Annotated in this window: 20 protein-coding genes; 8 read left to right on the top strand and 12 right to left on the bottom strand. The window is 41.0% G+C overall.

The window, feature by feature from the left end; all coding sequences use genetic code 11:
- Positions 1-3: 3 nt before the first annotated feature.
- Positions 4-1011, top strand: a complete 1008-nt coding sequence (locus tag I2I13_RS00895; protein ID WP_148364301.1) for a gliding motility lipoprotein GldB — start codon at positions 4-6, stop codon at positions 1009-1011.
- Between the two features lie 54 nt (positions 1012-1065).
- Positions 1066-1770 carry an SAM-dependent methyltransferase gene (locus tag I2I13_RS00890; protein ID WP_148364302.1) on the top strand — a complete coding sequence of 235 codons (705 nt, stop codon included), beginning with the start codon at positions 1066-1068 and terminating at the stop codon, positions 1768-1770.
- Here the strand turns inward: I2I13_RS00890 and I2I13_RS00885 are convergent.
- The 3 genes from I2I13_RS00885 to I2I13_RS00875 all read right to left on the bottom strand — a co-directional run bounded on the left by I2I13_RS00885 (position 1736) and on the right by I2I13_RS00875 (position 5976).
- Complete coding sequence (locus I2I13_RS00885; protein ID WP_148364303.1) at positions 1736-2854, bottom strand: hypothetical protein; 1119 nt, start codon at positions 2852-2854, stop codon at positions 1736-1738. The two genes, I2I13_RS00890 and I2I13_RS00885, sit on opposite strands and share 35 nt — an antisense overlap.
- A gap of 63 nt (positions 2855-2917) precedes the next feature.
- Positions 2918-3766 carry a lipoyl synthase gene (gene lipA, locus I2I13_RS00880; protein ID WP_148364304.1) on the bottom strand — a complete coding sequence of 283 codons (849 nt, stop codon included), beginning with the start codon at positions 3764-3766 and terminating at the stop codon, positions 2918-2920.
- Positions 3766-5976 carry a S9 family peptidase gene (locus tag I2I13_RS00875; protein ID WP_195648484.1) on the bottom strand — a complete coding sequence of 737 codons (2211 nt, stop codon included), beginning with the start codon at positions 5974-5976 and terminating at the stop codon, positions 3766-3768. Before I2I13_RS00875 ends, lipA begins: the two co-directional genes overlap by 1 nt.
- A gap of 154 nt (positions 5977-6130) precedes the next feature.
- On the opposite strand from I2I13_RS00875, the gene I2I13_RS00870 reads away from it, so the two are divergent.
- The 3 genes from I2I13_RS00870 to I2I13_RS00860 all read left to right on the top strand — a co-directional run bounded on the left by I2I13_RS00870 (position 6131) and on the right by I2I13_RS00860 (position 8596).
- Positions 6131-6433, top strand: coding sequence for a hypothetical protein (locus I2I13_RS00870; protein WP_004304524.1), 303 nt, complete (start codon positions 6131-6133; stop codon positions 6431-6433).
- 139 nt (positions 6434-6572) lie between these two features.
- Positions 6573-6941 carry a BlaI/MecI/CopY family transcriptional regulator gene (locus tag I2I13_RS00865; protein WP_009000503.1) on the top strand — a complete coding sequence of 123 codons (369 nt, stop codon included), beginning with the start codon at positions 6573-6575 and terminating at the stop codon, positions 6939-6941.
- Positions 6942-6964: 23 nt separating this feature from the next.
- Entirely contained in the window at positions 6965-8596 is a 1632-nt protein-coding gene (locus tag I2I13_RS00860; protein ID WP_195648483.1) for a M56 family metallopeptidase, read from the top strand.
- A gap of 47 nt (positions 8597-8643) precedes the next feature.
- Here I2I13_RS00860 and miaA read toward each other — a convergent pair whose 3' ends face one another.
- The 9 genes from miaA to I2I13_RS00815 all read right to left on the bottom strand — a co-directional run bounded on the left by miaA (position 8644) and on the right by I2I13_RS00815 (position 17990).
- The gene (gene miaA, locus I2I13_RS00855) at positions 8644-9543 is read right to left on the bottom strand and encodes a tRNA (adenosine(37)-N6)-dimethylallyltransferase MiaA (RefSeq protein ID WP_074636178.1); all 900 of its coding nucleotides are present in this window, start codon (positions 9541-9543) and stop codon (positions 8644-8646) included.
- 128 nt (positions 9544-9671) lie between these two features.
- Positions 9672-10226 carry a plasmid pRiA4b ORF-3 family protein gene (locus tag I2I13_RS00850; RefSeq protein ID WP_148364307.1) on the bottom strand — a complete coding sequence of 185 codons (555 nt, stop codon included), beginning with the start codon at positions 10224-10226 and terminating at the stop codon, positions 9672-9674.
- 21 nt (positions 10227-10247) lie between these two features.
- On the bottom strand, positions 10248-11015 hold the full coding sequence (gene lpxA, locus I2I13_RS00845; protein WP_148364308.1) for an acyl-ACP--UDP-N-acetylglucosamine O-acyltransferase: 768 nt from the start codon (positions 11013-11015) through the stop codon (positions 10248-10250).
- Positions 11016-11034: 19 nt separating this feature from the next.
- Positions 11035-12420, bottom strand: coding sequence for a bifunctional UDP-3-O-[3-hydroxymyristoyl] N-acetylglucosamine deacetylase/3-hydroxyacyl-ACP dehydratase (locus tag I2I13_RS00840; protein ID WP_148364309.1), 1386 nt, complete (start codon positions 12418-12420; stop codon positions 11035-11037).
- Between the two features lie 3 nt (positions 12421-12423).
- Positions 12424-13464 carry a UDP-3-O-(3-hydroxymyristoyl)glucosamine N-acyltransferase gene (gene lpxD / locus I2I13_RS00835; protein WP_074706692.1) on the bottom strand — a complete coding sequence of 347 codons (1041 nt, stop codon included), beginning with the start codon at positions 13462-13464 and terminating at the stop codon, positions 12424-12426.
- An 82-nt stretch (positions 13465-13546) separates the two neighbouring features.
- A complete protein-coding gene (locus I2I13_RS00830; RefSeq protein WP_148364311.1) occupies positions 13547-14776 on the bottom strand; it encodes an HD domain-containing protein in 1230 nt (409 codons plus the stop codon).
- Positions 14777-14806: 30 nt separating this feature from the next.
- Entirely contained in the window at positions 14807-15631 is an 825-nt protein-coding gene (pyrF, locus tag I2I13_RS00825) for an orotidine-5'-phosphate decarboxylase (RefSeq protein ID WP_074560076.1), read from the bottom strand.
- Positions 15632-15707: 76 nt separating this feature from the next.
- On the bottom strand, positions 15708-16820 hold the full coding sequence (prfA, locus tag I2I13_RS00820) for a peptide chain release factor 1 (protein WP_074560074.1): 1113 nt from the start codon (positions 16818-16820) through the stop codon (positions 15708-15710).
- A gap of 3 nt (positions 16821-16823) precedes the next feature.
- Positions 16824-17990: an AIR synthase-related protein gene (locus I2I13_RS00815; RefSeq protein ID WP_195648482.1), complete on the bottom strand. Its 1167-nt coding sequence runs from the start codon at positions 17988-17990 to the stop codon at positions 16824-16826.
- A 383-nt stretch (positions 17991-18373) separates the two neighbouring features.
- Here I2I13_RS00815 and I2I13_RS00810 point away from each other — a divergent pair, with 383 nt between their 5' ends.
- Genes I2I13_RS00810 through I2I13_RS00800 form a run of 3 tightly spaced genes read left to right on the top strand, consistent with a single transcriptional unit; the run spans position 18374 to position 25224 of the window.
- Complete coding sequence (locus tag I2I13_RS00810) at positions 18374-20059, top strand: polysaccharide lyase family 1 protein (protein WP_195648481.1); 1686 nt, start codon at positions 18374-18376, stop codon at positions 20057-20059.
- A gap of 33 nt (positions 20060-20092) precedes the next feature.
- Entirely contained in the window at positions 20093-21760 is a 1668-nt protein-coding gene (locus I2I13_RS00805) for a hypothetical protein (RefSeq protein ID WP_195648480.1), read from the top strand.
- A gap of 56 nt (positions 21761-21816) precedes the next feature.
- Positions 21817-25224, top strand: a complete 3408-nt coding sequence (locus I2I13_RS00800) for a TonB-dependent receptor (protein WP_229128539.1) — start codon at positions 21817-21819, stop codon at positions 25222-25224.
- Position 25225: the final 1 nt, after the last annotated feature.

Raw genomic sequence — 25225 nt, 5'->3', positions numbered from 1 at the left:
ATTATGAAACTACGGATCTCTCTTCTTATTATATTAATGAGTATGCTTTTCACCTCCTGCGGGATAAGCACAGGAAAGGGTATGGAGCAGAAGGAAGAAGAGATTTCTGTTCTGAGATATGATAAGCTGTTGAGTGAATATGTTCGCTCCAACAGCTTTTCTGCCATGCAGAAGTTGACGATGGACTACCGTATGCCGACGAAGATCCTGATTGAGGATGTATTGTCTATCGGCACGGTGAAAGATGATACCATCTCGCAACGTCTGCAAAAATTCTATTCGGATACGACTTTGGTTCGTTTGCTTAGCGATGTAGAAGCAAAATATCCTAATCTGGATGAAGTGGAAAAAGGACTTAGCAAAGGATTTCGGAAACTGAAAAAGGAAGTGCCTGATACGAAAGTGCCGTTTATCTATTCGCAAGTATCCGCTTTCAACGAATCTATTATTTTGGTGGATTCTTTATTGGGAATCAGTCTTGATAAATATATGGGGGAAGATTATCCTCTTTATAAGCGTTTCTATTACGATTATCAGTGTCGCTCGATGCGTCCGGAACGGATTGTGCCGGATTGTTTTGTTTTTTATCTTTTGAGCCGCTACGGTATGAACTATCATGAAGGTACTTGTCTGATTGACTTGATGATGCATACGGGGAAGATCAATTACGTAGTGCAGAACTTATTGGGATATAGTGATATAGGTGAAGCAATGGGGTATTCCAAGGAGGAAAGCGACTGGTGCAAGGATAATGAAAAGGAGATATGGAATTATATCTGTACCAACGATCATCTGCATGCTCGTGACCCGATGGTGATTCGCTATTATATGAAGCCTGCTCCTGCTGTTGATATGTTGGGTGCTCAAGCTCCGGCATTGATAGGTACGTGGGTGGGAGCAAGAATCATTGCTTCTTACATGAAAAAGCATAAGGATATGAAGCTGAAAGATCTTCTGGAATTTACTGATTACCACGAAATGTTAAGTGAATCCAACTACCTGGCTTCCTGAATCGTTTCTCTTTCTTGTTTCTCAATTTTTAATTTTCAATTCTCAATTTAATAAGTGGAAACTGCCCTTTATTTGTTGCCCGTGACTTTAGGCGATACATCGATTGAAAAGGTATTGCCTTCCTATAATAAGGAAATTATTTCCGGTATCCGGTATTTTATAGTCGAAGATGTTCGTTCTGCCCGTCGTTTCCTGAAAAAGGTGGACCGGGAGATTGATATTGATGCGTTGACATTTTATCCGTTGAACAAACATACTTCACCTGAAGATATTTCCGGTTATCTGCAACCTTTGGTAGGCGGAGCTTCAATGGGAGTTATCTCCGAAGCCGGTTGTCCGGCGGTAGCTGATCCGGGAGCGGATGTGGTTGCCATCGCACAACGTAAAAAACTGAAGGTCGTTCCTTTGGTCGGACCCTCTTCGATTATTCTTTCCGTGATGGCTTCGGGCTTTAACGGGCAGAGCTTTGCGTTTCATGGTTATCTGCCGATTGAACCGGGGGAACGTGCCAAGAAACTGAAAACATTGGAGCAGCGTGTGTATGCTGAAAATCAGACACAACTTTTCATTGAGACGCCTTACCGGAATCATAAGATGATAGAAGATATTTTATTAAACTGCCGTCCTCAAACAAAGCTTTGTATTGCTGCCGATATTACGTGTGAAGGAGAGTATATACAGACGCGTACAGTGAAGGACTGGAAGGGACATGTGCCTGAACTGTCTAAGATTCCCTGTATTTTTCTCTTATATAAATAACGCCTTTCAGGTGTTCATATTCATCTTCGAAACAGCTACTGAAGAAGCCTTTTCCCAAGTTTTCCTCTATCTGTTTGAAACTCCATAGCTTACTGTTTTTAAAGCGAGGGGTACAAAGGATGGAATCATCCTTGATATCAACGATGAATAAGTAGATAAGACGGTTGGTTACTTCATTTTCAAAGTGATAAACGATGTTGAATTCAGGTTTGATATCTTTCTCATGCGGGAAAGCATTGTTTATCAAACGAGTGGCACCTGCCTCCAAAGATTCTCCGTAACGGAGATAACATTCCATGGGAATATCCACTTTTCCTTTGTCCAAAATTGCTGTTGACGATCTGTCGCAAAGGAATAGCATTCCGTGAGTGGATATGGCAATTCTTATCACCGGATTGATGTACGCGTTCTTATAATTAACAGCCTCTATCGCAGGGGTCTTCCCGATTACGTCTCCTTTTGTATTCACAATAGGAACATATTCTGTGTGAGACATTAAGTGATTGAAGAAACGGATAGCGATCTGGTTGAACAGGATGCTCATGAGAAAGACCGTAGGAGGTAATACTTTATAGAGTACAAACAGACTTGTCTTACTAAGTGGGTCCTGCAAAATGACAGTGATGCTGATTATAATGAAATGCAGTATTCCAAAAATCAGGGCAATGCGGGCAGATACAACGGCGGCTTCTGCTCCCTGAGCATATAAACGTTTGTTGCAAGAACCTATCTGTTTTAAGAAGTGGTTGATAAACCTTTTCTTATGCATATAAAGACTTAGCATCGGAATGAGAATACTGACTTCCAGAGTCAGTGGTAACGCACCGGGGGGAACATAATCACCGGGAATGAGAGCTGCTACGGATAATAGTGCCAACACTCCGGTCGCTATATAGAGGATAAAATTAGGAATTAACAATCCTTTACGTCGATAAGAAAGGTATATTCCTATAATACCTATACCTGTACCGATGTAAATAGCCGTGTCTTGCGTTATAAGTTCACACAACAAAATGGAAATAATAACGGGGATAAAACCCAGCGACATGTTAAATGCGGAAGAAAGTATTCCTTTATGGTCCATCTCTATATTTATGTTTATTTGTCGGTTCTATCTATAAAACAAATAGTGTATGTGTTTTGTTTTCTAACGAATATGTTTCTCTGCATGGTAGGAGGAACGAACAAGGGGAGCACTCTCTACGATATTGAACCCTTTCTCTAAACCAACTGTTTTATATTTCGCGAATTGCAACGGAGTGATGTATGCCGCAACAGGATAATGCCGGTGACTCGGTTGCAGGTATTGACCTATGGTAAGGATCTGGCAACCGGTTGCTAACAGATCGTCCATCAATGTTTCGACTTCCTCCGGAGTTTCACCCAGTCCGACCATAATGCCGCTTTTAGATTTGACTCCCTTTTCGGAAATGTGCCTGATAACCTGTAAGCTTGTATCATAATTTGCTGCACTGCGCACTAGTGGACTAATGCGGCGCACAGTTTCCATATTGTGTGATATGATGTCGGGGCGGGCGTCAATTACTAAATCTACCAACTCCATTCTGCCTTGAAAATCCGGAATCAGTACTTCAATGGTTGTCTGTGGATTCAACCGTTTTATTTCCCGGATGGTACGTGCCCAATGTGCTGCTCCCAAATCAGGTAAATCATCCCGGTCTACAGAGGTGATGACGGCATGATCCAGTTTCATCAGTGCGATGGACTCTGCTACGTGCGTCGGTTCGTTTACATCTAACGGATGGGGACGTCCTGTCTGTGTGTTACAAAATTTACAGCTACGTGTGCAGATATCACCGCCAATCATGAAGGTGGCAGTTCCTTTTCCCCAGCATTCCCCCATATTAGGGCAACGCCCACTGCTGCATATAGTGTGCAAGCAGTGGGAGTCGACAATTCGCTTTGTTTCGGTGTATCGTTCGTTGGCACCGATATTAATTTTCAGCCATTCGGGCTTACGTACTCTATCCGTCATTATAAATTGTTCAAGAAGAAGTTGGTTAACCGTGTGTACAAGTGTTGGCGGGTATTGCCACCATATATTCCGTGATTACGATTCGTGTACACTTGCATATCAAATTGTTTTCCAAGCTGGACTAACTGTTCGGCATATTCTGCGCAGTTCTGGAAGTGAACATTGTCATCTGCCATACCATGTACCAGCAATAAATTTCCATGAAGTTTATCGGCACGGGTGAAGGCTGATGATTCCTTATATCCTTCCGCATTTTCTTTGGGAGTGCGCATGAAACGTTCGGTATAAATCGTATCATAGAAACGCCAGTCGGTCGGTGCGGCTACTGCTACTCCGGCTTTGAATACGGGAGTTCCTTCGCTCATGCTCATAAGAGTCATGTATCCGCCATAACTCCAACCCCAGATACCGATGCGGTTTTTGTCCACATACGCTTGTTTGCCTAGGTAAAGCGCTGTTTCCACCTGGTCTTTGGCTTCTTTGACTCCGATTTTCAAATAGGTACATTTCTCAAAAGCTTCTCCACGGCCTCCAGTGCCACGACCATCTACACATACCACGATATAACCGAGGCTTGCCATGTATGTCTCCCAGCTGATTCCCCAAGTATCCAATACCTGTTGGGAACCCGGGCCACTATATTGATACATCAGTACCGGATATTTTTTGGATGCGGAGAAATTAACCGGTTTCATCATCCAGCCGTTCAACTTCACGCCATCTGTAGTCTGGAAAGTAAAGAACTCTTTTTGTGGTACTGCATATCCGGACAATGTTTGTTTCAACGCATCATTTGTAATAAGCGTTTTGAGCGTTTTGCCCGAATTATCGTTCAAGGTAACTAACAAAGGAGTATCCAGGCTGGAGAACTTGTTCATATAATACTTCATCGATTTGCTGAAAAGCGGTGTATTGGTTCCTGCCTGTTGAGACAATTTGGTCTTTTTGCCTTTCTTGTCTGTTTTATAGACAGCCTTGCGCAGAGGACTCTCTTCGTTGCTGGTATAATAGAAAGAGCCGTCTTCTTCATCATATCCCAGGAAATCTTTCACTTCGAACTTACCATTAGTAACCTTTTTAATCAGGTTACCTCCCATGCTATACCAATAGAGATGACTGTAACCGTCACGTTCGCTAAGCAGGCTGAAATATTCCGGATAGAACTGAATGTTATCGAAAATATTCTCCTTTATGTAATAAGGAGATTCATCACGGAGTATTAGTTTGCAAAGTGTTGAACGAGGATCGGCAAAGTAGAGATCGAAACGGTCTTGATGACGGTTCAATGTCATGATAGCCAATTTGTTGGCATCCTTTGTGAAACGGATACGCGGAATGTATCCATCTGCATCCAGCGGGAGTTTCATCGTACGGGTGACATGTGACTTGATGTCATACGTGCGTACTTCTACTTTCGAATTCGGGTATCCGGCTTTCGGATACTTGTAGGTATATTCACCCGGATAATCTTTTAAAGCATCAATGTGGGGTGCTTGCCCGGCAAATACCGGAAAAGAATAGGAGGGAACTTCTGACTCATCGAAGCGGATGAAAGCGATCAGTGTATTGTCAGCGCTGAATTCCAAAGCACGGTCGAAACCGAACTCTTCTTCATACACCCAGTCGGGGATGCCGTTGATTACAGAGTTCTGTTTGCCATCCTCCGTGATTTGGCTTTCACTGTTGCCATAAAGCAGCTTAACAAGAAATATGTTATTGTTGCGGACGAAAGCAATCATTGTACCGTCTGGAGAAAAGACGGGGACCTGTTGAGGTCCACCGTCAGACAGCCGTTCAATAATGTTGTTTGTCGTAACGCCCTTATCATTTCGTTTCAAAGGGTAAATGTAATGTACAGCTGTGTATGAATGCCTATATATAGGTGTCGTTTTAGTAGCAATCAGCAATTTCTGACCGTCGGGCGAGAACTGGTAACTGTCGAAGTTCTTGAAGTCACATTCGCGTGTAGTGCTTACATCGAAAATCACTTCTACTTTCTCGCCTGTTTTGAAAGAGTATTTAATGATTTGCGTGCCGTCAGCGTTCATCTGCGTGTAGTGTTCGCCATCAGGCATGGGGATTACTCCCTGGATATTTTCCGGGCGGAAACGTCCGGAGGTGATATCTTTTAAATCGAGTGCCTTTTGTCCTTGTGCCATTCCGGTCAGACAGAGAAGGCAGAGTAATAAAGTGATGCTGATCTTTTTCATCTGCTTTTATAATCGGTTTTGGTTTTAATTCGTACTTGCAAAAGTAACAATAAACTTAGATTCAACAAAGCCTGACCGATTTTTATATAGATTTGATAAGGATTATTGGGTGAGATTCAATATCTTTGTGAAAAGGACTTTAAACATTACCACTATGAATTCAAAAAGAAAAGATTTGCAATATGCTTCTGTCTTCTTATTGGCCGTAGCATTGACATTCCTGTTAGGGAAGGGGGATAATCTGTGGTTGGTATCGTGGGGTGACTTGATACCGAGTTTGTTTGTGCTGTTCATAGCAGGTGATTGTTTGCATAGTTCCTTGCTCCGTATCAAACGCGGCGAAGAGGATGGAGGAGCCCGATGGAGTACTTGTTTCACTTTTCTGGTATTCAGTATTGTTTTTATGGGCGACTTATTCTATATCGGCAACTTTATTGTGAATAAACTGTGGGGCTAAAGGATTAGTAGAAATTCTGTTTCACAGGTATTTAATAGTAAGATTTTCTTCTTAACTATAGCTTTTAGTTTACTTTAACTAGATAAATTAGTTTATGAACTAAAACTTTTCGTTATTTGCAGCAAACAAAGTTGCAGATATGAAAGGATTAACAGCAAAAGAAGAAGAAATCATGGGCTTTTTCTGGGAAAAAGGCCCCTTGTTTGTGAAAGAAATGTTGGCTTTCTATGAAGAGCCCAAGCCTCATTTTAATACATTATCTACGATTGTGCGTGGGCTGGAAGAAAAAGGTTTTTTAGCTCACTATACTTTTGGGAATACTTATCAATACTATCCCGTAGTCAGTGAAGAGGATTTTCGTAAAGGAACGTTGCGGAATGTGATTAGCAAGTATTTTAATAATTCTTATCTGAATGCTGTTTCTTCTTTGGTTAAAGAGGAAGATATTTCGTTGGATGAATTGAAACAACTCATTCACGAAGTGGAACAGGCTGATAAGAAACACTAATCTTTTTAACGAAAATCTATGCTATGGGAGTTTTCTTCATCTATATATTAAAATCGTCAGTTTGTCTTGTTTTGTTTTACCTGTTTTTCAGGTTATTACTTAGCAAGGAAACTTTTCATCGTTTCAATCGAATGGCTTTATTGGGAGTGTTGTTCTTTTCATTACTCATTCCTTGTATCGAAGTAACTACCCGGCATCAGGTTGAGGTGCAACAGGCTATGCTTTCCATCGAGCAGTTGCTACTGATGGCAGAGTTGGAAGCTACCCCTGTTGATGCTGATGTAGTGCAGGAGACGTCGGCTATATCTTGGGTACAGGTGGTTCTGCTGGTTTATTTGGCGGGTATTCTGTTTCTTGCCTGTTGCAATATCTATTCTTTGATTTGTCTCTTCCGGTTGATACATTCCGGTAAACATGAGAAGTTGGAAAAGGGGGGTACACTTGTGGTGCACAATCAGGAGATAGCTCCGTTCAGTTGGATGAAGTATATTGTCATCAGCCGGAAAGACCTGAAGGAAAACGGGAGGGAAATCCTTATTCATGAAATGGCTCATATTCACCATCGTCATTCAGTTGACTTATTGGTGGCGGATATTTGCATCTTTTTCCAATGGTTCAACCCTGGTGCGTGGTTGTTGAAACAGGAGTTGCAGAATATTCATGAGTACGAAGCGGATGAGACTGTAATTAATGAGGGTGTAAACGCGAAGGAATATCAACTATTATTAATAAAAAAAGCTGTTGGCACAAGGCTCTACTCTATGGCCAACAGCTTTAATCACAGTAAACTTAAAAAACGTATCACTATGATGTTAAAAGAAAAATCGAATCCGTGGGCACGGTTGAAGTATTTGTATGTACTTCCGTTGGCAGCTATTGCAGTAACTGCTTTTGCCCGTCCTGAAATCTCTGAAAAAATGGAAGAGATTTCTGCTGTCAAAGTTAATGATTTGGCAGCAATTGTAGAAAAAAAGAGTGAAGAAAATGTTGTTAAGGAACCGGCTGATACTGCTAAAAATAAGGTGATAGTGGTAGGGTATCGTGCAGAAAAGAAAGATTCTGTCTTAACATCCGGAGAAAAGGAGGTGGCTGTTTCGGTGCGGGGAATTTCAGGTGAAGAAAAACCTTTAGTTATTATTAATGGGAAGGAGTCGGACTATGAAGTGGTAAATGCCTTGAATCCGGAACGTATTGAGAGTATCTCTGTTATAGGTGCTGAAAAGGCTATCAAGATTTATGGAGAAAAAGCCAAGGATGGATTGATGAATATAAAGCTATATTCGGAAAAGAAGTTTAAACCGAAAAAGATAGAAATAGGAAGTCTTAATAAAACAAGGTTAGACGCATTGAATAGTGGGGCTAAGAATTGGGGTGTTACGTTTCATTCTGCTACTGGAGGGAAGCCTTTGATTATTATTGATGGCAAAGAGGCTTCTGGTGATGATCCTTTGGCAAATATATCTCCTGATCGTATTAGAAGTATATCTGTATTGAAAGATAAGAATGCTTTGGCGGCTTATGGTGATAAGGGGAAGAATGGAGTGATTGAAGTGAATCTTTTAGTAAAAGAGGAATATCAAGTCCGTCAGATTCCTATTCGTACTGTGAATGATACAGTAACTTCCACAATAAAAACAACCGTATCCGAAGAATAGCAGTGGATTTTCAAATACTCTCTATTTTCAAATACGGTCAAAATACATTATGATAAAAATTGACGGAGGTACGCCAGTATCTCCGTTTCTTGTTCCGGATGGAACCATTGTATTTCTTCATCTCTTTTGAACCAAGTCATCTGTTTACGCGAATAAATACGGGAGTTTTGCTTGATTTTATCTATGGCAAAGGGGAGTTCCCATTCTCCATCCAGATACTTGAACAGTTCTTTATAACCTACTGTGTTGAGCGAATTGAGGTGGCGATAGGGAAGTACCGAGCGTACTTCTTCCAGTAATCCTTCCTCCATCATCTGATCTACCCGACGGTTAATACGGTCATACAACTCTTCCCGGTCGCGAGTCAGACCGATTTTTAGAATACGGAAAGGACGTTGCTTTTTTTGTTGGGTGCGAAAAGAAGTATAAGTGCGTCCGGTCATATAGCAAATTTCCAATGCATGAATTACACGTTTGGGATTCTTCAGATCCACTATCCGATAATATTCCGGATCTAGCAGGCGAAGTTCTGCACAGAGTTGTTCAAGTCCTTCCTCCTCATATTTCTGTAGCATGAGTTGACGGGTTTCCGCATCAACGGTAGGAATATCGTCGATACCTTTACAGATAGCGTCTACATACATCATTGAGCCACCTGTGAGAATCACAACTTCATGTTGCGTAAATAATTTTTCCAGAATTTCCAACGCTTCTATTTCATATTGGGCGGCACTGTAATAGTCTGTAAGGTGGAGCGTACCGACCAATTGATGAGGGACACGTTTAAGTTGATCGGGAGTAGGAGCTGCCGTGCCTATTTTTAATTCGGCATAAAGCTGTCTCGAGTCGGCAGATACAATACTTGTCTGAAAAGTTTCTGCTAAGCGCAGGCTCAATTCCGTTTTCCCTACACCTGTAGGACCTATTAGAACAATGAGAGTAGGCATTGGGCTTTAAGTATTAAGTATTATGTATCAAGTATTAAGTATTAAGATGTGTGGGGAACTAAAAAATATTAGGTATTAACTGCTTGGCGCTGCATAGCAATTAATACCTAATACTTGATACTTAATACTTAAAATTTTTCTTCTTCGTATGGAGTACTTGCGTCGCCACCTATGTCGAATCCTTCCTGATCGAAGTCTTCCATGTCGAAATCTTGGTCACCATAGAAGTTTTCATCCAGATCAAGAGAACCGCTGGCAGCAGCCATTTCTTCAAAATCTACCGTTTGTTTAGGGGCATCTCCTGATTTCTTGGTACATTTGGCGCCATTCATATCTTTTCCGGTGATAATTTCGGATAGTTCGATGAAGAAACAACGTTCTGTTATGTAATCGAATACATATAGCAGTTTCTGTTTTTCATCTTCCACCAGTTCACTGATAACGGTGTCTTTCATTACCCAGCTATCCATTTCCGGATTGTCGTCCATTTCTTCCAAGGTTACTTCTTTTCCTTTTTCCCAATCGTCATCGCAGATAAAGAAAGAAGTCATCTGGTCGTTTGTGTACCCTACTGATTTCAGTATTGCTTCATGGAAGTCATAAAAAGTAGCTTCCGGATCAATTTGTATTTCTCTGACAAAATCGTCAACTTCATCAGATATGATAGTAAATCTGTATATCATAATATGACTATTTTGAACTGTTTATTTAATGATACCACGTTCTGAATTACGGATGAAATCAATAATATAGTCAATTTCCGGACTTTTTTCAAATTCATCTTCTATTTTCTTCAATGCTTCTGTCGTGTTCAAACCACTTTGATAAATGATACGATATGCATTGTGAATACTTTCGATCACTTCATTGGCAAAACCACGACGGCGCAGGCCGATGATATTGATTCCACTGAAAGCAATCGGTTCACGTCCTGCGATGATGTAAGGAGGAATATCTTTACTGAAGCGGCATCCGCCCTGAATCATTACATGACTCCCTACATGACAGAATTGGTGCATCAATACATTAGCACTGACAATCGCATTATCATCAATGATGATTTCACCTGCCATCTTGGTAGAGTTACCGATGATACATCCGTTACCAACCAATGCGTCGTGTGCTACGTGTACACCCTCCATCAGTAGATTGTTATTTCCTACAATCGTGCGCCCTTTAGCTGCTGTACCACGGTTGATTGTTACATTTTCACGAATCAGATTATTATCCCCGATTTCGGCTGTCGATTCTTCACCGCGAAACTTAAGGTCCTGCGGAACGGCTCCGATAACAGCACCCGGAAAAATAGTGTTTCCGTTACCAATACGTGAACCATATAAAATATTGGCGTTAGCCATAATTTTATTGTTGTCGCCGATAACTACGTTCTTATCTATAAATACAAAAGGCGCAATTTCTACATTTTCCCCGATTTTAGCTTCGGGATGAATATACGCTAAAGGACTTATCATGCTTTTAATATATCAATTATTACTTATTTTTCACTATTTGTGCCATGAACTCTGCTTCGCAAACAACTTTCTCGCCAACAAATGCATATCCTTTCATAGTAGAAATGCCGCGGCGGATAGGTGCCAGCATTTCTACACGGAAGATAATAGTATCTCCCGGCACTACTTTCTGGCGAAATTTCACTCCATCTATTTTCATGAAATAGGTAGAATAACGTTCGGGTTCGTCTACTGAATTCAAGACAAGTAAACCACCGACTTGTGCCATTGCTTCTACTTGAAGTACTCCCGGCATCACAGGTTCTTGTGGGAAATGTCCCTGAAAGAAAGGTTCGTTAGCCGTGATATTTTTGATACCTACAATGTAGTTAGCACCAATCTCAATCACTTTGTCAACCAGTTGGAAAGGATAGCGGTGCGGCAATAATTCGCGGATACGGTTTACATCCATTACCGGCTCACGACTACAGTCGTAACTTGGCGCCTGTATCTCGTGCAAACGGATTTCTTTCCGCATCTGGCGTGCAAACTTATTATTGATAGTATGTCCGGGACGGGTAGCAATGATACGACCTTTAATCGGTTTACCAATTAAAGCAAGGTCACCGATCACATCCAACAACTTGTGGCGGGCACATTCATTGGGCCAAACCAACGGCTTGTGGTTGATATAGCCTAATTGTTCAGCGTCCATGTGAGGTACTCCCATCACATCTGCCAACTTGTCGAAACTTTCCTGTGACATCTTACGCTCGTAGATTACGATTGCATTGTCCAGGTCACCCCCTTTAATCAATCCGGCGGAAAGCAGCGGTTCTATTTCGCGAACAAAGACGAAAGTACGGCTGGCAGCCACTTCGTCTTTGAAATTATGCATATCTTCGAGTGTAGCAAACTGATTCGGAATAATGGTTGAATCGTAAGAAACCAGTACATTCAGACTGAAATTCTCGTCAGGAAGTACAATGATAGAAGAGCCTGTCGTTTCATCCCGGAACTCAATTTTAGACTTGATAATATAAAAGTCTTTGACGGCATTTTGTTCTACGGTTCCTACACGTTCTATTTCTTGTACATAATATTGTGCACTACCATCTAAAATAGGAAATTCCGGTCCGTTAACCTGGATGAGGCAGTTATCAATGCCCAGTGCGTAGAGGGCTGCCATACCATGTTCAACGGTGCTTACTTTGACTCCATTCTTCGACAATACAGTACCACGGGTGGTTTCTGTCACATTGTCGGCTACTGCATCGATAGTTGGTTGTCCTTCTACGTCAATGCGCTGGATCTTATATCCGTGATTGTCCGGAGCAGGATTAAATGTTACAGTGAGATCAAGTCCAGTGTGAAGACCTTTCCCGCTCAGTGAAAAGCTATCTTTCAGCGTTTTTTGTTTCAGCATTGGTTACTTATTTAATAGTTGTTTTAATTCTTCTATTTCTTTGCGCAGATTACGCAATTCTTTCTGCATATCCGGCAAGCTTCTTTGTGCGACGGATGCTTTAAAGTATTGCTTCAGTTCCATGGGAGGAGTTCCGATAAGTTGACTACCGGATTTGATGTCTCCGGGTACACCTGACTGTGCGCCTAAACCAACTTTGTCTCCTATCTTGGAATGTCCTGCAATACCTACCTGGCCTCCGATCATACACCATTCACCAATTTTGGTAGAACCGGCAATTCCGGCTTGTGCAGCCATTACGGTATGCGAACCTATTTCATCATTATGTGCTATTTGTATCAGATTGTCTAATTTGACACCACTATGCACTACCGTAGCTCCCATTGTAGCACGGTCTACACAAGTATTAGCACCTATATCTACTTTATCTTCCAGAATGACAATTCCGATTTGCGGAATCTTATCGTATCCGTTCGGAGTGGGAGCAAAGCCAAATCCGTCAGCTCCGATCACTGCACCCGAGTGCAGGATACATTCGTTACCTATGCGGCAATCATGATAAACATTTACATTGGAGTAAAGCAAGCAACTGTTGCCTATCTTCACGCCGTCTCCAACAAAAGTGTGTGGATAAATTTGGGTATTATCTCCGATCACGGTATTTTCACCGATATAGGCAAATGCACCGATGTATACGTTCTCACCAATTTTGGCGCTGGGTGCAACGAAAGCTAATGAATCTATACCTTGTTTCTTAGGTTTGCTCATTTCATAAAGATTGAGCAATTTAGCCAGACTTTCATATGCATTGTCTACCTTAATCAGAGTAGCTTTTATTTCGTGCTCGGGAGTGAAGTCCTTGTTAACCAGGACAATGCTTGATTGTGTCTCGTAGATGTAAGGTGTATATTTGGGATTTGACAGGAAAGAAATTGCTCCGGGCATTCCCTCTTCAATTTTAGCGAATGTGTGTACCGTAGCGTTTTCGTCTCCAATGATTTCCCCTTGGATAAATGCTGCAATTTGCTTAGCCGAGAACTCCATGTCTTTAATTTAAAATTTAATTAGTTCACAAATAACGGATTTTTTTTTCAGATTTCCGTGTTATTGCATGAATATTTTATACTTATCTGTGTAATCTCTGATAGCAGAGATAGTATTTCTTTACCTTTTTGGACAATAATGAGATGTTCAGCATGTCCGATGCTTCGGCAATATTTTTGATAGTGCCGTCTTTGTAGATAATGTCAATACTGTCATCTGCCGGGTCATACATATTCTTTTCGATGCTGGGGGTAGAGACAAAATAGTTCGCTTCGGAAAGGGTTATACCTAATTGCTGGCTGATGTGCAAAGTTAATTCTTTTTTTCTGTCCTCACTAATCGGTTCCGATGAAATTTCTACTTTAAAGATATTTCGGTTTATCATTCCCATGCTTAAAGTAGAAAGTACCTTGTCTGCATGAGTACTCCAGACTTTCAAGGCTGTCCATATATCATTGTCGTCTAGTTGAATAAAATTCTCCAGACAGTCGGGGTTGTTATAGAACTCCGTAGGATTGATATCATTGTAAAGGAAAAAACGCAATGCGGGTGATGCGAACAGTTCCACTCCTTGTGATGCCAGTTCTTTAGCACGTAATAGGGTACTGATAAGCATTTTTTCGTATGCGACGGACGTCTTATGCAGATATACTTGCCAGTACATCAGGCGACGTGCCGTAAGGAAATTCTCGATAGAGTAGATTCCTTTGGATTCGACAACCAGGCGGTCGTCCGCTACATCAAGCATTTTTATAATCCGTGCGGAACCGATATTTCCTTCTGTCACACCTGTGTAAAAGCTGTCGCGGCGAAGATAATCCAATCTGTCCATATCCAGCTGACCGCTTACAAGTTGATGGAGAAAGCGTTTTGGATATTCGTCTTTGAAGATTTGAATGGCAAGACTAAGCTGACCACTCATCTCTTTGTTCATCCGTTCCATCAGCATGAGGGAAATCTCTTCGTGGGAGACCCCTTTTACTATAGTATCTTCCAGTACATGTGAGAAAGGCCCATGTCCTATATCATGTAACAGGATGGCGGCCTGTACAGCTTCCGCTTCACTGTCAAAGATGAAATTACCTTTAGAAGCCAGTTGGCTGATAGCTTCACTCATCAAGTAAAAAGCACCTAAAGAGTGTTGGAAGCGGGTATGTTGTGCACCGGGGTATACAACAGATGATAATCCTACCTGCTTGATGCGGGTAAGACGCTGCAAAAGGGGATGCCGTACTATATCGTACAGTAACCCCTTTGGAATATTGATGAACCCGAATACGGGGTCGTTAATTATCTTTCTTTCGTAAGGCATTCGTTTTCTTTAGAGATCCTTTTTCTCTTTTCAGAGAATTGCTTTGAGTTGTTCAGCCATTTGCGCCTGTACTTCTTGTGCGGCGGTGCGGGCAGCTTCTGCAAACTTCTCTGTTTTATCTACGTAGATGATACCACGTGAGGAATTAACAATGATTCCGCATGTACTGTTCATTCCGTATTTACAAACTTCTTCGAGCGAGCCGCCTTGTGCTCCTACACCTGGTACGAGAAGGAAATGGTTCGGAACAATTTTACGAATATCTTCGAAAGCGCGTCCTTGAGTGGCACCTACCACATACATCATGCGGTCGTCACTAGCCCATTCTTGTGATTTACGTAATACTTTCTCGAACAGACGTTCGCCGTTTACATCTTCTGTTAGTTGGAAGTCATGCGAACCTTTGTTGGAAGTCAATGCCAACAGGATCACCCATTTACCTTCATAGGTAAGGAACGGAGTAACACTGTCTTCGCCCATATAAGGAGCTACCGTTACAGAGTCGATATTAAGCTCTTCAAAGAAGGTGCGGGCGTACATGGCAGAAGTATTTCCGATGTCACCACGCTTTGCGTCAGCGATAATGAATTGATCCGGATAGTTATCTTTGATGTATTTTACTGTCTTTTCAAATGCGATCCATCCTTTTACGCCCATGCTTTCATAGAAAGCCAGATTGGGTTTATAGGCGATGCACAAATCTGCTGTCGCGTCGATGATGGCTTTGTTGAATGCAAAGATCGGATCTTCTTCTTTCAACAGATGCTCCGGGATTTTCTTGATGTCAGTATCAAGTCCTACACAGAGGAATGATTTTTTGCGCTTTATGTTTTCAAATAATTGTTGCTTATCCATCTTGTTATTTACTATTATACAATTTACTATTGACTATTTCTAAGAAATCATTCTCAACGATCAACTCTTCATTTTTCTAAAGCTCGCTTTCTTTCAAGCGTTCCGCGTTTTCTGCTACGATCAGGTGGTCGATGCAGTCTTGAATATCCCCGTCCATGAATGCAGCAAGATTATAAATCGTGTAATTGATGCGATGGTCGGTGATTCGTCCCTGCGGATAGTTGTAGGTGCGGATTTTAGCAGAACGGTCTCCGGTCGATACCATTGTTTTACGTTTGGAGGCAATGTCATCGATGTATTTCTGATGTTCCTTGTCATAGATAAACGTACGGAGACGGGCCAAAGCACGTTCCTTATTTTTCGGTTGGTCACGTGTTTCGGTACATTCAATGAGTATTTCTTCGGCAATACCTGTATTCGGGTTCTTCCAGATATAACGCAGACGTACTCCGGATTCTACCTTATTTACATTCTGTCCACCGGCACCACCACTTCGGAAAGTATCCCATTTGATTTCTCCTTCGTTGATGACTACATCGAATTCTTCAGCTTCGGGAAGTACCGCCACTGATGCGGCAGAAGTATGAACACGTCCTTGTGTTTCGGTAGCAGGAACACGCTGTACGCGGTGTACTCCCGATTCATATTTTAAGATTCCGTATACATTATCGCCCGTGACGCTACAAACAACTTCTTTGAATCCTCCTGCTGTCCCTTCGTTTGCATTGGAGACTTCCATCTTCCAACCTTTGGTTTCACAGAATTTGGCATACATACGAAAGAGGTCACCGGCAAAGATAGCTGCTTCATCACCTCCTGCACCACCACGGATTTCAAGAATTGCGTTCTTGCTGTCTTGCGGATCGGCAGGGACAAGCATCAGTTTGATTTCTTCTTCCAATACCGGAAGGCGCTCTTGACTATTGTCCATTTCTTCTTTTGCCATCTCGCGCATTTCGGTGTCCGATTCATTAGCAAGGATATTTTTAGCTTCTTCAATATTACCCAGTAATTGGATATATTCTTTCCTTGCTTTCATCAAGTCGTCTAATTCCTTATATTCTTTAGTCAACTTGACGTAACGTTTCTGATCGGCAATCACTGCCGGGTCTGTGATAAGGGTAGATATTTCTTCAAAACGGGCTACGAGTCCGTCTAATTTTTCTAATATGGTACTGTTATCTGCCATTCTTTAGTATCTAAATTCTCCGAATTCGCTCTTAATGATTAATTCTGTTTGCTCACATGCTTCAACACGTCCTACAATCTGTGCCGGAATACCGAATGACTCGGAAATAGCAATTACTTCTTCTGCATGTTTCGGTGACAAGTAGACTTCGAGGCGATGTCCCATATTGAATACCTTGTACATTTCTGCCCAGTCCGTACCGCTTTGTTCTTGAATAGTTTTGAATAAAGGAGGAACGGGGAAAAGATTATCTTTTACTACACGAACATTTTCAACAAAGTGTAAAACTTTGGTTTGTGCACCACCGGAACAGTGTACCATTCCATGGATTTCCGGGCGCAGTGCATCGAGTAATTTCTTCACTACCGGTGCGTATGTACGAGTAGGGGAGAGCACCAACTTACCTGCATCAATCGGAGAATCTTCTACACTGTCTGTCAGTTTTAACTTGCCGGAGTAAACTAATTCTTCGGGAACGGCAGCATCGTAGCTTTCCGGATATTTTTCAGCAAGATATTTTCCGAATACATCGTGACGGGCACTTGTCAAACCATTGCTGCCCATACCGCCATTGTATTCTTTTTCGTAAGTAGCTTGTCCGTAAGAAGCCAGACCGACGATCACGTCACCCGGACGAATATTGGCATTGTCGATAACGTCTGAACGTTTCATGCGACAAGTTACGGTAGAGTCAACGATGATTGTACGAACCAAGTCGCCGACATCAGCTGTTTCACCACCGGTTGCGTATACACCTACCCCCATTTCACGGAGTTCGGCCAGCAATTCATCTGTTCCATTGATGATGGCGGAAATTACTTCTCCGGGAATCAACAGTTTATTACGTCCAATGGTAGAAGAGACAAGAATATTGTCTACGGCACCTACACAAAGCAGGTCGTCGATATTCATAATCAATGCATCCTGTGCGATGCCTTTCCAAACGGACAAATCACCCGTTTCTTTCCAGTACATATAAGCAAGAGATGATTTGGTTCCGGCGCCATCGGCGTGCATAATGTTGCAATATTCCGGGTCACCTCCCAATATATCGGGGATAATTTTGCAAAATGCTTTCGGGAAAATTCCTTTGTCGATGTTCTTGATGGCGTTGTGCACATCTTCTTTTGATGCGCTTACTCCACGCATCATGTATCGTTGATTACTCATGAGTTATAGAATTATATTGTATACGGCTGCAAAAGTACTGCTTTTTTTTTGTACAGCCAACTATCTTTATAGAAATGCCATTACTCAAAATAGTTTTCGTATTCTTTTCGTTAGGAAATTATCATTATGTAGTATTGAAAATACCAGATAATCTTGGATTATGTAGTTAAGTAATTTTATATCTTATTGTATAATTACGGACAATCTATGCGAAAATAGAAGGTGGCAATGAATATTCTTTTAGGAAAAATAGTATTTAAAAGGCGAAATTAAGTACGAAAAAGTGAGTACAATATAATTTATATTGTGTCATATTAACGATTATAATCATATAGCTCTCTCATAAAGCTATGGTAATTTGTATAAACTTTAAATTAAAATGGATGAAAAATTATGCATTTATTGAGAAATGGAAAACACGTATGCGTACAGAGCGTGTTTTTGAGTTTTTAAAACCAAGACATGTGAGTGTTTCTAATACAATGGAACGTTGTTTAGTTAAAAGTCTTTTTCTAATTGGCTGCACTTTGAGTTTGGGAGCATGTACTGATATTAAAGGATTTACTAACATGGAACTGGGGCCTTATGCAAAAGATCCGGAAGTATTAAAAGCTTTTCCAACTGCTGAAGGTTTCGGTAAAAATGCTACAGGAGGACGTGGAGGCAAAGTTGTTATTGTTACTAATACCGATGATGATGGGGAAGGGTCTTTCCGGTGGGCATTGAAGCAATGCTCTGAAAATGAAGCTACGACTGTTGTTTTTGCTATTTCCGGTAAAATAGAACTGAAATCAGATATACGTTGTAAAGCTAAGAATTTTACAATAGCTGGACAGACGGCTCCGGGAGGTGGCATTTGTGTAATTAAAAATGAAGTAAACTTTGGAGGTTCCGAGAATTTTATAATTCGCCATATGCGCTTTCGTGTAGGGGATAAAGATGCGAATGGAAAAGATCATAATGCAGCATGTCTTCGTGTGGAGAATGCGAATAATTTTATAATTGACCATTGTTCGTTTAGTTGGGCTAGTGAAGAGAATACTGATTTTATTGATACTCATTTCTCTACAGTACAATGGTGTATTTCTAGTGAAGGACTTTATTATTCAGTTAATAAGAAAGGTTCCCGTGCTTATGGAGGTGCATGGGGAGGAACTTCATCTACTTACCATCATAATCTATTTGCTCACTGTAATAGCCGTACTCCGTTGATGAATGGTGCACGTGGAAAAGATCCCGGACAAGATATTAATGTATATATGGAATACATCAATAATGTGAATTATAACTGGGGAAGTCAGATGGCAACTTACGGTGGAATGGATGAATCACAAGATCCGGAACATCATGGATGGGCATGTAATTTCGTGAATAATTATTATAAACCTGGACCTGCTACAACGAGCCGGGTGAAAGATCTGAAATTTTTCCGTCAGTCGAGTGCGCGTGATTCGGAAAAAGCACCTTTACGTGCTGTCTCTAAATGGTATTTTAGTGGCAATGTGATGGAAGGTAATTCAGAACTGACTTCTGATAATTGGAAAGGGGTATATACAGATGGAAGCTATCCTTATAGTTTCGATGAAATGAAAGCTCCTTCTTTTATTGTAGCCTCTGGAAGAGATAACTACGAACAATATTGGTTTGATTGGGAAACATATACGTTATCTGAAAAATATGAATCTGCAGAACAGGCTTTCCAGTCGGTAATTGGACAAAATGGAGCCGGTGCTTTTCCACGTGACAAGGTCGATGAACGTATTATGAAGGAAGTGAAGAACGGCAGTTGTACTTACACGGGAGCAGGAAATGAAACTAGCGGTTCTATTCCTGGGATAATTAATAGTCCTGATGAAGCCGAAGGTTTTGGAGGTTTGACCTATAAAACCTCAGGAGCCATTACTGATGCGGATAAAGACGGCATGGATGATGCTTGGGAAAAGAAAGTAGGATTGGACCCGAATAATCCTGAAGACCGTAATAAAACTACGGATGTTGGGTATACTGCTTTGGAAGTATATCTCAATAGTCTGGTGGATGAAAGCATCTCGTACAACTTTAAGAAGTAAATCAATCGAATGTTAATATTAAAATAAAATGCTATGAATTTAATGAAACTGATGGCGGTAGGACTCCTTTTGAGTTGTTTTTCAGCATTACTGACAGGCTGTTCGGATAATGATGATTCGAGTTCAAAAGTATTGTTGCGTCCGGTTGCTACTATGGAGGTTGTACAAAACAAGGCCTATTTAAGTTGGAAAACGGTAGAAGGAGCAACTGAGTATGTAATTGAGGTTTATAAAGTGACCGATAAAGGGGAGGAGCTTTATAAAACAGAAATAGTACCTGCCAGTCAATCTTCCTGTGTGATAGATTTAGATTGGGAGGAAAACTACAAATTTAAGGTAAAATGTACTGGTGATGGAAGACTGTCCGGTTATTGGGAGACAGAAGTAACAGGTATTCTTTATCGCCCGTTGTCTATTGAATTGAAAGAATCCCGTGCTATAGATACAAAAGCTCTTGTCGCATGGATACCTAATGATACGGTTGTTATCACAGCTTTGACCGCTGTTCCGATGGGAACGGAAGAAGTATCTACACAAACAATGAAAGTGTATCCTGTTTCTGCAGAAGAGTATCTGTCTGGTTCTAAGGTGATTGATGAACTTTCTCCTGAAACAGCTTATCGGGTTAGCCTTTATTCAGGTGAAGAACAGACCTCTGATACATATCAGGCGCGCGTAGAGGTGAAAACAGAAGCTACCGAAAATCTGGATGCGGATTATGGTACGGCGAACCGGGTAGATTTACGTAATGAAGCGTTTGATCCGGACTATTTCAATAAACTGGATTGGAACTCTTTGGAGGAAGGAACGACTTTTCTGCTTCCTGCAGGAAAAACATTTGTGGTGAATAGCGGTGAAGTGGTAGCAGAGTTTGCACATTCTGTCAACTTTGTGACGCCACAAACTTTGGAGGATTATTGTACCTTTAGCTTTGAGAACGCTTTCCGTGTAGTAGAAGGTGGGGCAATAGATAAAGTAACTTTCAAACGTATTAATCTTAAAGCATCGAAATCATTAGATGAAGCTACCAATAACAGTTTAAGTGGTAAACAGGTGATTTGTCCGGAAACTACTAATTTCTTGATTAATAAGATTGATTTTTCTAATTGTTATATTGAAAATTTCCGTGCTATCGTTCGTTCAAAGAGCACTGGTGGAAATGTTGAAGCTATTTCATTTCAAGAATGTACGATAAATGCGATTGGTAATCAAGGTATAGTATCGACGGATGGTAAAAAAGGTAATTATATAAACAATGTTTCTTTTGACAATTGTACCATAACCAATATTTGTGGCATTGTTGATCTTCGAAATAGTGACAGCGGTAAGAATATTTCGATTACAAACACCACTTTCTGTTATGCTCCAATGGAAAACTCTTTTTTATTCCGGGTGGATGCGAGTATTGCTGTCAATATTGAGAATTGCGTTTTTGGTGGCTCTATGAAAATTAATGGCAATCTTCCAATGTTTAACGAACTGGGTTCGGGCGGACAGGATGATTATACCGGAACTTATCGTTTCAGCCCAGTGAATAGTTTCCAGTCAAACGACCATTCTTCCAGTAAGGGAAGTCTTGGGTTGGCTGACTCCAAAATGTCGACGATCAGTTTGTTTACCGATCCTGGAAATAACAATTTCAAGCTGAACGAATTATTCTCTGGTTGTTCTAGTGTAGGGGCTTTAAAATGGAGACAATAGTTCGCAATCGACACACATCAAAAAACAAAAATAATATGGATAAACACGTTATATTTATGAAGTTAATAAGTTCCTTATTCGTTAAAAAGATAGGTGTATTGTTATGCTTTATTGCATTTGCACTGTCTGTTAACGCACAGACCCGAAAAGTAACGGGGCAGATATTGGACGAAAGTGGGCAGGCAATCATTGGTGCTACCATAAGATTGCAAGATTCTTCGGCAGGTACTGTTACTGATATAGATGGTCATTTCTCGTTAAATGTACCGGAAGGTAAGAAAGTGGTTATTTCTTATATTGGTTTTGTAACTCAAGTTATTACCCCCAAAGCTAATACTTTGCATATTGTTCTTCAGGAAGATAGTCAAAAACTTGATGAGGTAGTTGTGGTTGGCTATGGTAGCATGAAACAGAAAAATATTACAGGTTCTGTATCAACAATTTCGGCTTCAGAGTTGGAAGACCTTCCGGTGTCTAATCTTTCAGAAGCATTACAGGGAATGGTTAATGGCCTGACAGTAGAACTAGGCTCCAGCCGTCCGGGTACAAATGCCAATGAAGTCTATATTCGTCAGAATCGAACTTTTACAGGCATTTCTAAAGATGGAGGAAATTCTACACCATTGATAATTATTGATGATGTGATTCAGTTGGGTACTAACGGTCAGCCAAGTATGGAACAATTTAATATGCTGGATCCTTCAGAAGTGGAGAGCATTACGGTGTTGCGTGATGCGAGTGCAGCTATTTACGGTTCGCGTGCAGCTAATGGAGCTATTCTGGTGAAGACTAAAAGAGGAAAAAAAGGTGTTCCCCTGATTTCTTATTCTGGTAAATTCGCCGTAAATGATGCGGTTAGTCATTCCAAGGTTTTGAAAGGTTCCGATTATGGACGTTTCTATAATTCTTTGGCAATAGGCTCTAACAAAGCTAGTGGTTATGATGATTTTGATGTGCTTTATAGTGATATGGAGTTGGCCGAGATGGATAACTTGAATTATGACTGGTTGGATAAAGCTGGGTGGAAATCCGCTTTCCAGCAGACACATACGTTGAATGTGAGTGGCGGTAGTGAACGTGCTACTTACTATGCAGGAGCTACTTATTTTGACCAGGGAGCGAATCTGGGAAATCAAAGTTATAAGCGCTATACTTATCGTGCTGGTGTGGATGTACGTTTGACAAATGATATTAAGTTGTCTGCTACCGTTGCCGGTAACGAAGGTAAGTCTGATCAGATATATACTAAAGGAGCACGTTTCAAACTGTATGGTATGGGAGGAAGTACTGAAAAGTCTGACTATAGCGCATTACACCACATGCCTAATCATATGCCTTGGAGTGTAACATTACCCAATGAAAACGGAGAAGATCAGGAATATTGGTTGGGACCGATAGAGAACACTTATAATAACCCCAACTTCAATCGTGACTACGTGACTTCCTGGAACTATTTTGCTTTAAACAATAGCGGTTCCTTTAGTAAAGAAAGGACTAATAGCTGGAACGCTGATATCTCATTGACTTATGAGGTGCCTTTTGTGAAAGGTTTGTCTCTTCGTGCCACTTATTCATCTTCACATTCGAGCGAAGCCACTGAACAGGCTAGTTTTCCTTATGAGTTGGCTTATGTAAACACCAGAATGGCTTCTGATCAACATCTGGTCTATACTATTCCTAACAGTTCTTTTACAAAAGCTATTTTTGATAAAAACAGTACCTTGTCATTTAAAGATAAGCAAGCGGAAAGACGGCAGATGAACTTCTATGTGAACTATGACCGTACATTTGGCAAACATTCTATTTCTGCTATGGTTTCTGTTGAACGTTACGAATCATTCTATGATTCCCGTGATATTGAGTATGCTGATTTAGCACATGATATATCTGATACTTATCTGGGAGTTGGTGGACCTTCTATCGTGGGGCAGGATGGCAAATCGGCTTTGACTTCAGATAATACAGTGACATCAAAAGGTGAATCAGGTTCACTTTCTTATTTGGGACGTGTAGCATATTCGTATGCGGACCGTTATATGTTGCAGTTTATTTTCCGTTCGGATGCTTCGACAAAGTTTGCTCCTGAAAATTATTGGGGCTTTTTTCCTGGTATTTCTGCCGGATGGATCATGTCTGAAGAGTCATGGTTCAAACGTTCATTGCCTTGGTTTGAATTTATGAAAGTTCGTGCGTCTTGGGGGCGTACAGGACGTGATAATATTAAAATGTGGAAGTGGAAAGAACAATATAAAATGGATTTGAAAGGTATGCAGTTTGGTGCTGAAAGTGGAAAACCGGGTACTAGTCTGATACCGCAGGCATCTCCGAACCGTAATGTAAAATGGGATGTTTCAGATAAGTTTAATCTGGGTTTTGATACTCGTTTCTTTGATGGTCGGTTAAGCGCAGTTTTTGATTTCTACTATGACATAAATGATAACATTCTGAATCAGTATATGGCTAGTCAGCCAGGTATTCCTGTTTATGCAGGTGGTTCGTATGCGGAAGAAAATTTTGGCCGGGTTGATACTTACGGCGGTGAATTGTCTTTAACTTGGCGTGACAAGATCGGACAAGTAAACTATAATATCGGTATGGATTTCGGTCTAAGTGGCAGTAGAGTCAGAGAATGGGTTCCGGGCTTACGTTATAACAAATATCCGTGCAACTCAAGTTGGGAGGAAGGAATGTCTACTTATCTTCCTGTGTGGGGATTTAAAGTGTGGAAGAATACTTCCGGTGGCGATGGTATTTTGCGTACGCAGGAAGACATCAATAATTATTGGAATTATTTGGAGTCGTGGACTCCTGAAGGTGGACAAACTAAGTATTTGGATAAAACGAGTAAAGATGATTTACGTCCGGGTATGGTTGCTTATCAAGATTTGGGTGGTGAAATGGTTAATGGTGTGCAGCAGGGACCTAATGGACAGATCGTTCTTGAACAGGATTATGGAAAATTGTGTGAAAAGAATAAAACCTACAATGTGTCAACCCGATTGGGCGCTAGCTGGAAAGGTCTTGCTATTAGTGCCAGCATCTCGACTTCATGGGGAGGCGTACGTTTTATAGACCGTGCTTCTATGGGAGGAAGTAAGAGTACAATGATTTGGGCACCGGATTCATTCTGGGGAGATATGTTTGATGAAGTTTACAATCCGGATGGTAAATATCCCAATTTAGGAGTAGAATCGTTAATCTCCAGTTCAGCTCTTGCCAATTCAGATTTATGGATGATTAGTACGTTCCGTTGTTATATACGTAATCTGTCTGTCAGCTATACACTTCCTAAGAAATGGATTGCACCGTTGAAGATGTCGGCTGTCCGTCTGAATCTGACCGGTAATAATTTGTGGGATTTGTATAATCCTTATCCGAATCATTATCGCAATATGTATGATAGTTCTTCTACAGAATATCCTACTTTGAGAACCTGGTCGTTAGGTGTTAATGTTACATTTTAAT

Source organism: Bacteroides sp. D55t1_190419_B8, assembly GCF_015558905.1.
Lineage (GTDB): Bacteria > Bacteroidota > Bacteroidia > Bacteroidales > Bacteroidaceae > Bacteroides > Bacteroides vicugnae.
Note: the sequence above shows the minus strand (reverse complement) of the source record. Positions and strands in the feature narration are given on the sequence as shown.